This is a genomic window from Streptomyces sp. R-74717 (assembly GCF_047305335.1).
Lineage (GTDB): Bacteria > Actinomycetota > Actinomycetes > Streptomycetales > Streptomycetaceae > Streptomyces > Streptomyces atratus.
The window spans coordinates 7,406,458-7,421,195 of record NZ_CP102361.1 but is presented as its reverse complement, the minus strand read 5'-3'; the positions used below and the strand labels follow the sequence as shown (position 1 = coordinate 7,421,195).

Here is a 14,738-nt window from a genome sequence, read left to right as displayed (position 1 = left end):
CTACGCGGCTCCGCCCCAAGGACCCATTCCTCCCCGGGCTGAAGCCCGGGGCATTTTGGGAGAAATCCTGTGATCGGCCTGATCTCCGCCACGTCGGCGGGCACCGTCGCCCGCGACCGGCTGGCCGCGGCCTGGCCCGGCCGCACCGTGGTCTACGAGGGACCGGTGCGCGAGGCCGTGCAGCGGGCGTTCGCCGAGTGCGAGCAGCTGGTGTGTTTCCTGGCGACGGGCGCCGTCGTGCGGCTGCTCGCGCCGCTGCTGTCGGACAAGGCCTCGGACCCGGGTGTCGTCTGTGTCGACGAGGCGGGTCGCCATGCGGTGGCGCTCCTCGGCGGGCACGCCGGCGGGGCGAACGCGCTGGCCGGTGCGGTCGGTGAGGTGCTGGGCGCGGCGCCGGTCGTGACCACGGCGACGGACGCGGCGGGGGTGCCGGGGCTGGACATGCTGGGCCTCCCCGTGGAGGGCGATGTGGCGGGGGTGTCGCGCGCGATGCTCGACGGGGCGGGGGTGGAGCTGCGGGCTGATGCGGTGTGGCCGTTGCCACCGTTGCCGTCGAATGTTTCCCCCGGCGCCGGGGGTGGTGCGGTGCTGCATGTCACCGACCGGATCGTGGAACTCGGGCCACAGACCGCCGTGTTGCGGCCCGCGTCACTCGCTGTCGGGGTCGGCGCGTCCAAGGGCGCGCCGCCCGAGGAGGTCGTCGGGCTGCTCGTGGACGCCCTGCGCGAGGCCGGGCTGTCGCCGCTGAGCATCGCGGAGTTGGTGACGGTCGACGCGAAGGCGGACGAGCCGGGCATCGTCGCCGCGGCCTCGCAGCTCGGCGTCCCGCTGCGGACGTACGCCGCCGACGAGTTGGCCCGTATCGAGGTGCCCAATCCGTCCGGCGCGCCGCTCGCCGCCGTAGGAACCCCCTCCGTCGCGGAGGCCGCCGCACTCGCCGCGGGGGGCGAACTGCTCGTACCGAAGCGGAAGTCGAACCCTGTGGGGCGGGCCGCGATGGCCACGTGTGCGGTGGTGCGCCGCAGCCCGCGCGGGCGCCTGGCCGTCGTCGGTCTCGGCCCGGGTGCGCGCGATCTGCTGACCCCCCGGGCCCGCGAGGAGCTGCGGCGGGCCTCGGTGCTGGTCGGGCTCGATCAGTACGTCGACCAGATCAGGGACCTGCTGCGGCCCGGCACCACCATTCTGGAGTCGGGGCTCGGCGCCGAGGAGGAGCGGGCCCGTACGGCGGTCGCCGAGGCGCGCAAGGGGCATGCGGTGGCGCTGATCGGCAGCGGTGACGCGGGCGTGTACGCGATGGCGTCGCCCGCGCTCGCCGAGGCCGGCGCCGATATCGATGTGGTGGGTGTGCCGGGTGTGACGGCCGCGCTGGCGGCTGCCGCGATCCTGGGCGCCCCGCTGGGCCACGACCATGTGTCGATCAGCCTCTCCGATCTGCACACTCCGTGGGAGGTCATCGAACGCCGGGTACGGGCCGCGGCCGAGGCCGACATCATCGTGACGTTCTACAACCCGCGCAGCCGTGGCCGCGACTGGCAGCTCCCGAAGGCCCTGTCGATCCTGTCCGAGCACCGGGAACCGGCGACACCGGTCGGTGTCGTACGCAATGCCTCGCGCCCTGACGAGAGCAGCCGGGTGACCTCGCTCGCCGGTCTGGACCCGGCGACGGTGGACATGATGACGGTCGTGACGGTCGGCAACACGGCCACCCGGGAGATCGCGGGCCGCATGGTGACACCGCGCGGCTACCGCTGGCAGTCGGCCACCATGGCCCCCGCACAGGAGGGAGCAGAGTGAACCGGCCCTGGGAGAGAACCGTTCACCCCATCGAGCAGGAGTCTTACCGGCGACTGCGCGCCCGCCTGGACACCTCGCACTTCGCACCGCTGACCCGGGCCGTCGTGGAGCGGGTCATCCACTCCGCGGCGGATCTGGAGTACGCGACGGACCTGGTCTGCGACGAGGCGTCGCTCGTCGTCGCCCATGCGGCGCTGCACGCCGGTGCGCCGGTCGTCACCGATGTGGAGATGGTCGCGGCGGGCATCACCCGCCGCGAGACCGTGTGCCGTCTCAGGGAGGCCAGGTCCGGCCTGGGGCTGACCCGTTCGGCACATGCGATCCGGCTCGCCTACGAGCAGGTCGGACCCGGCGCGATCTGGGTGATCGGCAATGCGCCGACCGCGCTGGAGGAGCTGCTCCTCCTCGATGCCGCGCCCGCGCTCGTCATCGGGCTGCCGGTCGGTTTCGTCGGCGCGACCGAGTCGAAGGCGGCGCTGCGCGAGAGCGGTCTGCCCGCAGTGAGCAATGTGTCGGAGAAGGGCGGCTCGGCCGTCGCCGCCGCCGCCCTCAATGCCCTGCTGTACCACCCCGTACCTCCCACGAACACCGAGGAGAACCTGTGACCACCCCGTCCACCCAGCCCGCACTGCTCGTCGCCGGCCACGGCACCCGGGACGAGGGCGGGGCCGCGGCGTTCCGTGACTTCGTGACCGAGCTGGGCAAGCGCCACCCCGGACTGCCGGTCGCGGGCGGCTTCATCGAGCTGTCCCCGCCGCCGCTCGGCGACGCCGTGACCGAGCTGGTCGAGCGCGGTGTGAAGCGCTTCGCCGCCGTGCCGCTGATGCTGGTGTCGGCCGGGCACGCCAAGGGGGACATTCCGGCGGCGCTGGCCCGTGAGAAGGAGCGCCACCCCGGCATCTCCTACACCTACGGCCGTCCGCTCGGCCCGCACCCGGCGCTGCTGAAGGTGCTGGAGCGCCGGGTCGACGCGGTACTGGGCAACACCGACCGGTCCGAGGTGACAGTGCTGCTGGTCGGGCGCGGTTCGACCGACCCGGACGCCAACGCCGAGGTGTACAAGGCGGCGCGGCTGTTCTGGGAGGGCCGTGGTTACGCGGGGGTGGAGACGGCGTTCGTCTCGCTCGCGGCGCCGGACGTACCGTCCGGTCTCGACCGTTGCGTGAAGCTGGGTGCCGGGCGCATAGTCGTTCTGCCGTACTTCCTCTTCACCGGCATCCTGCCGGACCGGGTGCGTCATCAGACCGAGGAGTGGGCCGCCGCCCACCCGGAGTTCGATGTCCGCTCGGCCGAAGTCATCGGTGCGGCCGAGGAATTGTACGACCTGGTCATGGAGCGCTACCGGGAGGCCGTCAAGGGCGATCTGCGGATGAACTGCGACTCATGCGTGTACCGGATCTCGCTGCCGGGCTTCGAGGACAAGGTGGGGCTGCCGCAGCAGCCGCACTTCCACCCCGACGACGACGGCCATCACCACCACCCCCACGGCGGTCATGCACACTCCCACTGAAAGACCCGACGCGACAGGCGCGGGCACGCACGATCTGCGGCACCACGGTGACGCGGAAGTACGGGGCCGGGATCTGACCGATCTCGCCGTCAACGTACGGGCCGATACGCCTCCGGCCTGGCTGAAGGCGCGGATTGCCGCGTCGCTGGGCACGCTTGCCGCGTATCCGGACGGCCGTCCGGCGCGGGCGGCGGTCGCGGCCCGGCACGGGCTGCCGGTGGAGCGCGTGCTGCTGACGGCGGGTGCGGCGGAGGCGTTCGTGCTGATCGCACGGGCGCTGCCGGCCTGCCGTCCGGTCGTGATCCATCCGCAGTTCACCGAGCCCGAGTCGGCGCTGCGTGCGGCCGGGCACGAGGTGCGGCGGGTGCTGCTGTCGGCCGGGGACGGTTTCCGGCTGGACCCGGCGGCGGTGCCCGAGGACGCGGACCTGGTGGTGGTCGGCAATCCGACGAACCCCACGTCGGTCCTGCATCCGGCAGCCGTGCTGGAGAAACTGGCGCGCCCCGGGAGGACGTTGGTGGTCGACGAGGCATTCATGGACGCGGTGCCGGGCGAGCGCGAGGCGCTGTGCGGGCGTACGGACATCCCGGGGCTCGTGGTGCTGCGCAGCCTCACCAAGACCTGGGGGCTCGCGGGGCTGCGGATCGGTTACGTACTGGCCGCCCCGGAGACGATCCGCGCGCTGGAGGAGGCGCAGCCGCTGTGGCCGGTGTCGTCCCCGGCGCTGGCGGCGGCCGAGGCGTGCATGGAGCCGCGGGCCCTGGCCGAGGCGGCTGCCGCTGCGGTGCGGATCGCGGTGGACCGGGCCCATCTGGTCGCGGGCCTCAGGGAGTTCACCGAGGTGCGGGTGGTGGAACCGGCCGAGGGATCGTTCGTCCTGGTGCGACTGGAGGGGGCCACCGAGGCACGGGAGCGGTTGCGGGCCCTGGGGTTCGCGGCGCGGCGTGGAGATACGTTTCCGGGGCTCGGTCCGCAGTGGCTGCGGCTGGCGGTACGCGACCGTGCGACGACCAACCGCTTCCTGCAGGCACTCGACCAGGCACTGCAGACGCTGACCGCGGTCACACGCTGACGGGACGGCCGCGCTCCGTCTCACGCCGCCGGGGAGCGGCATTCCTCACGCTCACGGGGAGCGGCGTTCCGTCACGCGAACGCCGCTCCCCGCTCCCCTCCTGACCTACGACTGCCCCCCTCGGGCCTCGGGTTGAGAGGTCAGTCCTGGGCGCGGCGCCTGGCCACGACCATCGCCCCGGCGCCCACCGCCAGCAGCACGGCCGCGCCGCCCGCGATGTACGGGGTCGTGGAGCTGCCGCCCGTCTCCGCGAGGTTGGAGTCGCCGGCCGGGGCGTGGCCGGTGCCGGTCTGGGGCTTCACCTCACCGCCGTCACCACCCGTGCCCCCGGACGTGCTGCCACCGCTGCCGGAGGTGCCTCCGCCACTCGTCCCGCCGTTGCCGGAACCGCCGTTGCTGGAACCGCCGCCGCTGGAGCCGCCGTTGCCGGAACCGCCGTTGTCGCCGCCTCCGGTCGACTTCGGCGTCTCGCAGGTCGCCTCGGCGAGCGTGACCTCACCCTGTACATCGGCGACATTCAGCTTGAGCGGGTTGACCGAGACCTTCAGCTGAAGCGCGACCGCCGCTGCGGTGCGCGAGGTGGTGTGCGTCTTCGACAGGTCGAGGGTCACCTCGCCGACGCCCGGCACCTTCACCTGTGTGGTACCGCCCGCGGTGAGGGTGATCCGCTTGCCGAGGACCGACACATGCCCCAGCACGTTCGACTCGGCGACCGGCTTCCTGCCCACCTCGCAGACCGCCTTGGAGGTGACCTTCTCGACCTCGATCAGCGAGAGCAGCGGCAGTCCGGGCACATGGACCCTGGCCTTCGCGAGATTGCTGTAGCCCTCGGCCCTGTGCTTGCCGACGGTCGCCCTGGCGGTGGCCACATCGGCGCTCAGCACGCTGAACGGCTGTCCGTGGTCCACCCCGTCGAGCCGCACGCTCAGCGCGGTCTTGTCGGCACTGGCGGGTGCCTGCACTTCATTGAGCGTGGCCTTGAGCGGCACATCGATCGTCTTGTTCAGGAGCGAGACGTCGAGTGCGGTACGGAGCACGACCGCGCTCGCCTTCCCGTCGCCGGTGGTCGTGGTGGTCGCGGTCGCGGCCTGCGCCGGGACGGCGACCAGCAGGGCGACGGGAGCGGCGGCGACCGCCAGGGCGGCCAGGCGGAAGGTATTGCTGTTCAAGATGGTGGAACCCCCACAAGAGACATGGAGCCACCGGCGCCGTCCAATGGGGGACATCGCGGGCACCGGTGACCTCGACCCCGAAAGCTTTACGCACGGAGGGTGAACTGGCAGACACCTGACGTGAGTTCACTCCAAAGGGGGGTTTCCGCGTCTGTATTCGATTATCTCGGTACGTTCGTTCCTCGGAGTCACCCGATCCACTGAGCGCGGACGGCGCGGAGACCGACTGCGCCGGGGTGCGCGCAAAGGTGCTTCAACGACACGGCAGGGGTTCGGTAACTGCCTGTCAACATGGCACACCCCGGTCGGGAGGCGGCTCCGTGAGCCGTCACTCAGCCGATCACCCGCCCGTTCAGCACGACGCGTCGCGGCGCCGCCAGCACCCGTACGTCCGCCCGCGGGTCCTCGTCGTACACCACCAGGTCCGCCGGTGCGCCCTCCTCCAGCACCGGCCGCCCGAGCCACTGACGCGCACCCCAGGTCGTCGCGGACAGCGCGTCCAGGGCCGGGATGCCCGCCTTCACCAGCTCGGCGACCTCGTCCGCCACCAGCCCGTGGGCGAGCACCCCGCCCGCGTCGGTGCCGACGAAGACCGGGATCCCGGCGTCGTACGCGGCGCGCACGGTGTCGTAACGCCGCTCGTGCAGCCGCCGCATATGGGCCGACCAGCGGGGGAATTTGGCATCGCCGCCCGCCGCGAGCGAGGGGAACGTGGCGATGTTGACCAGCGTGGGGACGATCGCGACACCGCGCTCGGCAAAGAGCGGAATGGTGTCCTCGGTCAGCCCGGTGGCGTGCTCGATGCAGTCGATGCCGGCCTCTACGAGATCGCGCAGCGAGTCCTCGGCGAAGCAGTGCGCGGTGACCCGGGCGCCGAGCCGGTGCGCCTCGGCGATGGCCGCCTCGGCCGCCTCGCGCGGCCAGCAGGCAGTCAGGTCACCCGCTTCCCGGTCGATCCAGTCGCCGACCAGCTTCACCCAGCCGTCGCCGCGGCGCGCCTCCTGTGCGACGTACGCGACCAGATCGTCCGGCTCGATCTCGTAGGCGTAGTTCCGGGTGTATCTGCGGGGCCTGGCGATATGCCGGCCCTGATGATCTTCGGCAGGTCCTCACGGTCGTCGATCCACCGGGTGTCGGACGGCGAACCCGCGTCCCGCAGCAGCAGCGCGCCCGCCTCCCGGTCGGCGATGGCCTGCTTCTCGCTGGTCGCCGCGTCGACGGCGCCGTGATGGTCGAGCCCGACGTGACAGTGGGCGTCGACCAGCCCCGGCAGCGCCCAGCCGGTGACGGTCACCGCCTCGTCCGCGCCGGCCGGCCTCCCGTACGAGATCCGTCCGTCGACGACCCAGAGCTCGTCGCGGACGTCCTCCGGTCCGACGAGCACCCGCCCCTTCACGTGCAGCACCTGCGGTGCCCTGTGATCACTCATGAGCAGCACTGTACGAGGCACCGCTCACCGCCCTGGGTACGCTTCGACGGAAGCACTGTCCGTACGCAGCACCGCGGCGCACCGACCCGATCCGAAGAGAGCACCACCGTGACGCACCCCTTCCTCGACCTCGCCCCGCTCACCGCCGCGCATTTCGCGGCCATCGAGAAGCGGGTGGCCGGCCTCCTCGCCACCGAGCAGGACGTCGTCATCATGCAGGGCGAGGCACTGCTCCCCCTCGAAGGCTGCATCCGGGGCGGCGCCCGGCCCGGCTCGACCGCGCTGAACGTCGTCACGGGGCCGTACGGACAGACCTTCGGGAACTGGCTGCGCGACTGCGGTGCCAATGTCGTCGATCTGGCGGTTCCGTTCCACACGGCGGTCACCGCCGATCAGGTCGCACGGGCGCTGACCGAGCACCCGGAGATCGACTTCGTCTCCCTGGTCCACGCCGAGGCGGCGACCGGCAACACCAATCCGGTCGCCGAGATCGGTGAGGTGGTCCGTTCGCACGGGGCGCTGTTCATGCTGGACGCCGTCGCCTCGGTGGGCGCCGAGCCGCTGCTGCCCGACGTGTGGGGCGTCGATCTCTGTGTGATCGGCGCGCAGAAGGCGATGGGCGGCCCGGCCGGGGTGTCGGCGGTGTCGGTGAGCGAGCGGGCCTGGGAGCGGATCGCCGCCAACCCCCAGGCCCCGCGCCGCTCGTACCTCTCCCTCCTGGACTGGAAGGAGCGCTGGATCGACGGCGGTCGCAGGGCGCTGCTGCACGCTCCCGCCCAGCTGGAGATGCTGGCTCTGGAGGCCTGCGTGGAGCGGATCGAGGCCGAGGGCCTGGATGCACTGATGGCCCGGCATGCCTCGGCTGCCGCGGCGACGCGTGCGGGTGCGGTGACGCTCGGCGGCGGCCTGTCGCCGTATGTGCACGAGGCAAAGGACGCGGCGCCGGTCGCCACGACGCTGCGCGCCCCGGCGGGCGTCGACGCCTCCGGGCTGGTCGCGCGGGCACTCGCGGCCGACCCGTCGCTGCCGCTGATCGCGGGCGGCGGTGCACTGTCCAAGGAGATGATCCGGGTCAATCACTACGGTGTGGATGCGACGCGGGGCGCGGTGCAGTCCTCGCTCGCGGCTCTGGGGGCGGCGCTGGCCGATGCGGGCCGGCAGGTCGACTTCGAAACTGCCCGCAAAGCCGTTTCGGAAACCTGGCCGAGCCAGTAAATCCGCACCGGAACATCAATATTCCATAAATGCGGGGAGCTGTTCTATTCAGAGCAGCTCCCCGCATTCTTCTGCCCGCTTTCCCGGACCCTAAACACCTAAGTTTCCAGAAGCCCGATCCACGCAATTCCGTTGCATCACTCGAGAGTTACGACCTTGTGACCGACTCCACATCGCGGCCGTTATGCCGGATAAATAGCACCCAAAGCGGAAGAAAACGAGGCCGGATCGCGCCGGTGCGCGCGCCCGCGTGATAACAGAAAGGATCACTCCACCCAACCCCTTGCGTCGATGCAATTTCAGAATTTGCTGGGTAAATTCAATTCACATGACCGCCGCACCAGCAGATTTTGCAAGTGCCCGAAGTGAATTCCTCACCATCGACACCCCACGAGTGGAGGACGGAGCCGCGATCTGGCGCATCGCCCGCGACTCCGAGGTCCTGGACCTCAACTCCTCGTACAGCTACCTGCTGTGGTGCCGTGACTTCGCGGCCACCTCCGTGGTCGCCCGCGACGAGACCGGCGGGCCCGTCGCCTTCGTGACGGGATTCCTCCGGCCGGACCGCCCCGAGACACTCGTCGTCTGGCAGGTGGCCGTCGACCACGGCCACCGCGGGACCGGACTGGCGGGAAAACTGCTGGACGCGCTGACCTCGCGGGTCGCAGCCTCGCAGGGCCTGGCCTCGGTCGAGACGACCGTCACCCCGGACAACACCGCGTCGGACCGGCTGTTCACCTCCTACGCGCTGCGCCACGACGTGGGCCTGGAACGTGAAGTGCTCTTCGACGGCGAGCTGTTCCCCGAGGGAACGCATCTGCCGGAAGTGCTGTACCGCATCGGCCCGTTCCACGCCTGAACACCCTCGGCCCGTTCCACGTCCGAGCGCCTCGGCCCGTTCCGCACCTGAGCACCGCCGCCCGTCACACCCCCCTCAAGCAGGAGATCCCCTGTGACCATCACCCCGCCCGCGCTGAGCGTCTTCGAGACCCTGGAGTCGGAGGTACGAAGCTACTGCCGCAGTTGGCCCGCAGTGTTCGACCATGCGCAGGGCGCCCGTCTGACCGACGAGGACGGCCACACCTACCTCGACTTCTTCGCCGGCGCCGGATCTCTCAACTACGGCCACAACAACCCGGTACTGAAACGCGCACTGATCGACTACATCGAGCGCGACGGCATCACCCACGGCCTCGACATGGCCACCACCGCGAAACGCGCCTTCCTGGAGTCCTTCCGGAACAACGTGCTGCGCCCGCGTGATCTACCGTACAAGGTGATGTTCCCCGGCCCTACCGGCACCAACGCGGTCGAGGCGGCGCTGAAGCTGGCCCGCAAGGTGAAGGGGCGCGAGTCGATCGTCTCGTTCACCAACGCCTTCCACGGCATGTCGCTGGGCTCGCTCGCCGTCACCGGCAACGCCTTCAAGCGGGCCGGGGCCGGTATCCCGCTGGTGCACGGCACCCCGATGCCGTTCGACAACTACCTCGACGGCCGGGTACCGGACTTCCTCTGGTTCGAGCGGCTCCTGGAGGACCAGGGCTCCGGCCTCAACCAGCCCGCCGCCGTGATCGTCGAGACGGTGCAGGGCGAGGGCGGCATCAATGTGGCGCGTCCCGAGTGGCTGCGGGCACTCTCCGACCTGTGCCACCGCCGCGACATGCTCCTGATCGTCGACGACATCCAGATGGGCTGCGGACGCACGGGGGCGTTCTTCTCGTTCGAGGAGGCCGGCATCACCCCCGACATCGTCACCCTGTCCAAGTCCATCAGCGGCTACGGACTGCCCATGTCGCTCTGCCTGTTCAAACCGGAGCTGGACGTCTGGGGGCCGGGCGAGCACAACGGCACCTTCCGCGGCAACAACCCGGCGTTCGTCACGGCCGCCGCCGCGCTCGACGCCTACTGGGCGGACGGACAGATGGAGAAGCAGACCCTGGCCCGGGGCGAGCAGATCGAGCAGGCACTTCTTGCGATCTGTGATGAACACGCCCGGCTCGGTGCACAGTTCCGGGGCCGCGGCCTGGTCTGGGGCATGGAGTTCACCGACAAGTCGCGCGCCGTCGCGGTCTGCGCCCGCGCCTTCGAGCTGGGCCTCCTTGTCGAGACCTCCGGTCCGCAGAGCGAGGTCGTGAAACTGCTGCCGCCGCTGACCGTCACCCCCGAGGAGTTGGACGAGGGCCTGCGGACACTGGCCCGCGCAGTCCGCGAGACCGCCTGATCCCGGGCCCGCCCCCGACGCGGGTCCGACGAGGAACACCGCCGCAGAGAGAAAGGCACCGACCCACCGTGATCGTCCGATCGTTCAGTGACATCGAGAACACCGACAGGCATGTGAAGGCCGCTTCCGGAACCTGGGAGAGCAAGCGCATCGTGCTCGCGCAGGAGAAGGTGGGCTTCTCGCTCCACGAGACCACGATGTACGCGGGTACCGAGACATCGATGTGGTACGCGAACCACATCGAGGCCGTCCTGTGCGTCGAGGGCGAGGCCGAGCTCACCAATGACGAGACCGGCGAGAAGCACTGGATCACGCCCGGCACGATGTACCTGCTGGACGGCCATGAGCACCACACCATGCGGCCGAAGACCGACTTCCGCTGTGTCTGCGTCTTCAACCCACCGGTCACCGGACGGGAGGAGCACGACCAGAACGGTGTCTACCCACTGCTGACCGAGGAGGGCTGAACCATGACCACCGATGTACGTGCCGATCTGTACCCCACACGCTGCGCAGCCGAGATGATCACGCCCCGTCAGGACCCGGTCATCTGGTCCCCGCCCGGAGCCCCGGGGCCGGTCGCCGTGAAGGATCTGCAGGGCTTCGAGCGCGACGGCTTCCTCACCGTGGACCAGCTGATCACACCGGACGAGGTCGCCGTCCACCACGCCGAACTGGACCGGCTGATCACCGATCCGGCGGTGCGGGCCGACGAGCGCTCGATCATAGAGCCGAAGTCGCAGAAGGTACGGTCGGTCTTCGAGGTCCACCGGATCAGCGAGGTCTTCGCCCGGCTGGTCGGCGACGAGCGCGTGGTGGGCCGGGCCCGTCAGATCCTCGGTTCGGACGTGTACGTCCACCAGTCCCGGATCAACGTCAAGCCGGGCTTCGGCGCTTCGGGGTTCTACTGGCACTCGGACTTCGAGACCTGGCACGCCGAGGACGGTCTGCCGAACATGCGGGCGGTGTCCGTGTCGATCGCGCTGACCGAGAACCACGACACCAACGGCGGGCTGATGATCATGCCCGGTTCGCACAAGTCGTTCCTCGGCTGTGCGGGCGAGACGCCGAAGGACAACTACAAGAAGTCCCTGAAGATGCAGGACGCCGGTACCCCGTCCGACGAGGCGCTGACGAAGCTGGCCGACCGGCACGGAATCAAGCTCTTCACGGGCAAGGCGGGTTCGGCGACCTGGTTCGACTGCAACTGCATGCACGGCTCGGGGGACAACATCACCCCGTACCCGCGCAGCAATGTCTTCATCGTCTTCAACAGCGTGGAGAACGCCGCCGAGGAGCCGTTCGCGGCGCCGGCGCGGCGTCCGGAGTTCATCGGGGCGCGGGACTTCACACCGGTGAAGTGACGGGCCGGCGAGCTGAACCGGACGGGGGTGGGGCGACGTTCGTCGCACCACCCCCCTCTCCAAAGTTGGTGGACCGCGACGGCCACGAGCGGCGACAGTGGGGCCCATGACTTCACTCGTACGTCACATCACGATCGACTGCGCCGACGCCTACAAGCTCGCCGGTTTCTGGTCCGGGGTGCTCGGCGCCCCGCTCTGCGACGAGGACGCCCCCGGCGATCCCGAGGCGCTCGTCGAGGCCCCCGGTGCCGCGCTGCTCTTCATCTCGGTGCCCGAGCCGAAGAGCACCAAGAACCGTCTGCACCTGGACATTCAGCCGCAGGACCGCACCCGCGACGAGGAGGTGGAGCGGCTGCTCGGCCTGGGTGCCACCCTCGTGGCCGACCACCGCAGGCCGAACGGGCGGGGCTGGGCGACGCTCGCCGATCCGGAGGGCAATGAGTTCTGTGTCGAGTGCAGTGCGGCGGAACGGGCCGCGCTGACCGGGACCCGGCTGCCGGTCACGGCGGACGATGTGACCACCGCGGTCCGTCTCGCGGTCGCCGCGCTCCGGGAGTCCCGGGCGGACAACTGGCTGGTCCCGGCCGGGTCGTTGGAGTGGGACTGTTGGGAGACCACGGAGCATCTGAGCGACGATCTCTTCTCCTACGCGGCCCAACTGGGCCCGCAGCAGCCGCCGCTGGACACGTACGTCCCCTACCGCTGGAGCGCCGATCACAAGGGCGGTCCGGCGAACGCGGTCTTCGCGGACCGGTCGGCCGGGCCCGCCGGGCTGCTCCAGACGCTGGAGGCGAGCGGCGCGCTGCTCGCAGCGATGGTACGGACGGCCTCGCCCGAGGTCCGCTCGTACCACTCCTACGGGGTGTCGGACCCGGAGGGCTTCGCCGCCATGGGCATCGTGGAGACCCTGGTGCACGTACATGACCTCGCCGCGAGCCTGGACGTCCCCTGGACCCCGCCGGCCGGCCTCTGCGACCGGGTGCTGGCCCGGCTGTTTCCGGACGCCCCGAAGGACACCGACCGATGGGCGGTCCTGCTCTGGGCCACCGGCCGCGGCGAACTGCCCGGTCATCCCCGGGTCACCTCGTGGAAGTGGCACAGTGCGCCGCTGGAGGAGTCGGGCCGGGATTGACCTCCGAGCCTGCAGGAGGATGTGCTGAACCTCTTCGGGGACGCCAGGCCCTAGCCGCAGCCCGGCGACCCGCACGGCCTCAGGACCGAACGGCGTCCAGCGCCGGGTAGTCGACGTACCCCTTCGCGTCCCCGCCGAAGAAGGTCGACGGGTCCGGGGTGTTGAAGGGGCCGCCGGCCTTCAGCCTGGCGGGCAGGTCCGGGTTGGCGATGAACAGGGCACCGTACGAGATGATGTCGGCGATCCCGTCGTCGATCAGCGAGTGGTCGTCCGGTCCTGTCGGCCCGTCCGTCAGCGCGTTGAGGATGAAGGTGCCGGAGAACTGCTTGCGCAGCGCGAGGGTCAGCTCGCGGATCTCCGCCGCTTCCAGGACGTGCAGATAGGCGAGGCCGAGCGGCTCGATCTCCTGTACCAGCGCGGTGTAGACGGCGTCCGGCGCGGGCTCGTCGATGTCGTTGTACGGGTTTCCGGGCGAGATGCGCAGCCCGGTCCGCTCCGCGCCGATCTCGGCGGCGACGGCCTTGACCACCTCGACGGCGAACCGGATACGGGCCTCCTCGGAGCCGCCCCACTCGTCGTTGCGCAGGTTGGTGTTGGGCGCGAGGAACTGGTGGATGAGGTAGCCGTTGGCGCCGTGCAGCTCGACCCCGTCGAAGCCGGCGTCGACCGCGTTACGTGCGGCTGCCGCGAAGTCGGCTATGGTCTGCCGGACTTCGTCGCCGGTCAGTTCGCGCGGTGCGGTGAAGTCCTCCAGCCCCGTGCCGGTGTAGAGCTGACCGGCGGGCTTGAGCGGGGAGGCGCTGACCGGGGTGAGCCCGTCCGGCAGCAGGTCCGGGTGGCCGATCCGGCCGGCGTGCATGAGCTGGGCGAAGATCCGGCCGCCCGCCGCGTGCACCGCATCGGTGACCTTGCGCCAGGACGCGACCTGCTCCGCGCTGTGCAGCCCAGGAGTGGAGGGGTAGCCCTGGCCCACCACCGACGGCTGGATGCCCTCCGTGATGATGAGGCCCGCCGACGCGCGCTGGACGTAGTACTCGGCGACGAGATCCGTGGCAATGCCGCCCTCACCGGCCCGGCTGCGGGTCATCGGGGCCATCGCGATGCGGTTGGCGAGCTGGGTACCGGACAGGTCGATCGGGTCGAATGCGGTGGTCATGGAAGCTCCCAGGAAAATTATATGGTCGGCCAACTATCTGCGCCGTGCGCCACTGTAACCCATTAATTGGCCGACCAAGGTAAAGTTCGCAGAAAGCGACCGGCTCCGCGCTCCCGACCCACCGGGAGCACCGCCCGGCACCACCTCGAGGAGTCCCGATGAAGGCCGACCCCGCCTGTACCGACCTGCCGAGCGCCGCCCTCGGCGGCCCCGTCAGCCATGCCGTCTCGCGGGTCGCCCGGCTGCACCGGATCGCCGCGGGCAAGCTGCTCAAGGGGCTCGGGCTCTACCCCGGCCAGGAGTTCCTGATGATGTATCTGTGGGACGCGGGTGCGGTGCGCCAGTCCGAGCTGATCAAGGCCGTCGACCTCGACCCCTCCACCGTCACCAAGATGCTCCAGCGCCTCGAACAGACCGGGCATGTCCGTCGCTGCCCCGACCCGGACGACCGCAGGGCCGTCCTGGTCGAGGCCACCGACGACAGCTGCGCACTGCACGCCGACGTCGGGCGGGCCTGGACCGATCTGGAGGAGCACACCCTCGCCGGGCTGGACCCGGCCGAACGCAAGGAGCTGGCCCGGCTGCTCGCCAAGGTCGAGGAGAACCTCTGCCACGAGACCGAGGACTGCCCCGAGCGCCGCTGATCCCCCGGCGTCCGGACGGGTCCAGCCGG

Annotated in this window: 12 protein-coding genes and 2 pseudogenes; 11 read left to right on the top strand and 3 right to left on the bottom strand. The window is 70.5% G+C overall.

Annotated elements, in window-relative coordinates:
* Window positions 1-69 precede the first annotated feature (69 nt).
* From cobJ to cobC, 4 genes and pseudogenes are all read left to right on the top strand, one after another.
* Window positions 70-1,794, top strand: a complete 1,725-nt coding sequence (cobJ, locus tag NRF20_RS34005; RefSeq protein WP_398632277.1) for a precorrin-3B C(17)-methyltransferase — start codon at window positions 70-72, stop codon at window positions 1,792-1,794.
* Window positions 1,791-2,399, top strand: coding sequence for a precorrin-8X methylmutase (locus tag NRF20_RS34000; protein ID WP_398632276.1), 609 nt, complete (start codon window positions 1,791-1,793; stop codon window positions 2,397-2,399). The genes cobJ and NRF20_RS34000 overlap by 4 nt, the downstream gene beginning before the upstream one ends.
* A complete protein-coding gene (locus tag NRF20_RS33995; RefSeq protein ID WP_398632275.1) occupies window positions 2,396-3,304 on the top strand; it encodes a sirohydrochlorin chelatase in 909 nt (302 codons plus the stop codon). Before NRF20_RS34000 ends, NRF20_RS33995 begins: the two co-directional genes overlap by 4 nt.
* Window positions 3,237-4,376, top strand: a pseudogene (gene cobC, locus NRF20_RS33990) (Rv2231c family pyridoxal phosphate-dependent protein CobC); the annotation flags it as partial. The gene NRF20_RS33995 and the pseudogene cobC, both read left to right, overlap by 68 nt.
* Window positions 4,377-4,516: 140 nt before the next feature.
* Here cobC and NRF20_RS33985 read toward each other — a convergent pair.
* Together NRF20_RS33985 and NRF20_RS33980 are read right to left on the bottom strand one after the other, a co-directional pair.
* Window positions 4,517-5,545 (bottom strand): SCO1860 family LAETG-anchored protein, encoded by a 1,029-nt coding sequence (locus tag NRF20_RS33985; protein WP_413753858.1) that lies wholly within the window; start codon window positions 5,543-5,545, stop codon window positions 4,517-4,519.
* A 335-nt stretch (window positions 5,546-5,880) separates the two neighbouring features.
* Window positions 5,881-6,977: pseudogene (locus NRF20_RS33980) on the bottom strand (amidohydrolase family protein).
* Between the two features lie 108 nt (window positions 6,978-7,085).
* Between NRF20_RS33980 and NRF20_RS33975 the strand changes: the two are divergent.
* The 6 genes from NRF20_RS33975 (at window position 7,086) to NRF20_RS33950 (ending at window position 12,909) form a co-directional block, all read left to right on the top strand.
* Window positions 7,086-8,192: a pyridoxal-phosphate-dependent aminotransferase family protein gene (locus NRF20_RS33975; RefSeq protein ID WP_413753857.1), complete on the top strand. Its 1,107-nt coding sequence runs from the start codon at window positions 7,086-7,088 to the stop codon at window positions 8,190-8,192.
* A 328-nt stretch (window positions 8,193-8,520) separates the two neighbouring features.
* Complete coding sequence (gene ectA, locus NRF20_RS33970; RefSeq protein ID WP_398632272.1) at window positions 8,521-9,051, top strand: diaminobutyrate acetyltransferase; 531 nt, start codon at window positions 8,521-8,523, stop codon at window positions 9,049-9,051.
* A 93-nt stretch (window positions 9,052-9,144) separates the two neighbouring features.
* A complete protein-coding gene (ectB, locus tag NRF20_RS33965) occupies window positions 9,145-10,413 on the top strand; it encodes a diaminobutyrate--2-oxoglutarate transaminase (protein ID WP_266362400.1) in 1,269 nt (422 codons plus the stop codon).
* Between the two features lie 68 nt (window positions 10,414-10,481).
* A complete protein-coding gene (locus tag NRF20_RS33960; RefSeq protein WP_398632271.1) occupies window positions 10,482-10,880 on the top strand; it encodes an ectoine synthase in 399 nt (132 codons plus the stop codon).
* 3 nt (window positions 10,881-10,883) lie between these two features.
* On the top strand, window positions 10,884-11,777 hold the full coding sequence (gene thpD / locus NRF20_RS33955; RefSeq protein WP_413753856.1) for an ectoine hydroxylase: 894 nt from the start codon (window positions 10,884-10,886) through the stop codon (window positions 11,775-11,777).
* A gap of 106 nt (window positions 11,778-11,883) precedes the next feature.
* Complete coding sequence (locus NRF20_RS33950) at window positions 11,884-12,909, top strand: VOC family protein (protein ID WP_398632269.1); 1,026 nt, start codon at window positions 11,884-11,886, stop codon at window positions 12,907-12,909.
* Window positions 12,910-12,988: 79 nt separating this feature from the next.
* Here the strand turns inward: NRF20_RS33950 and NRF20_RS33945 are convergent, their stop codons facing one another.
* Window positions 12,989-14,065, bottom strand: coding sequence for an alkene reductase (locus tag NRF20_RS33945; protein WP_413753855.1), 1,077 nt, complete (start codon window positions 14,063-14,065; stop codon window positions 12,989-12,991).
* 158 nt (window positions 14,066-14,223) lie between these two features.
* Between NRF20_RS33945 and NRF20_RS33940 the strand changes: the two genes are divergently transcribed.
* Window positions 14,224-14,709 (top strand): MarR family winged helix-turn-helix transcriptional regulator, encoded by a 486-nt coding sequence (locus NRF20_RS33940; protein ID WP_398632268.1) that lies wholly within the window; start codon window positions 14,224-14,226, stop codon window positions 14,707-14,709.
* The last annotated feature ends 29 nt before the right edge of the window (window positions 14,710-14,738 follow it).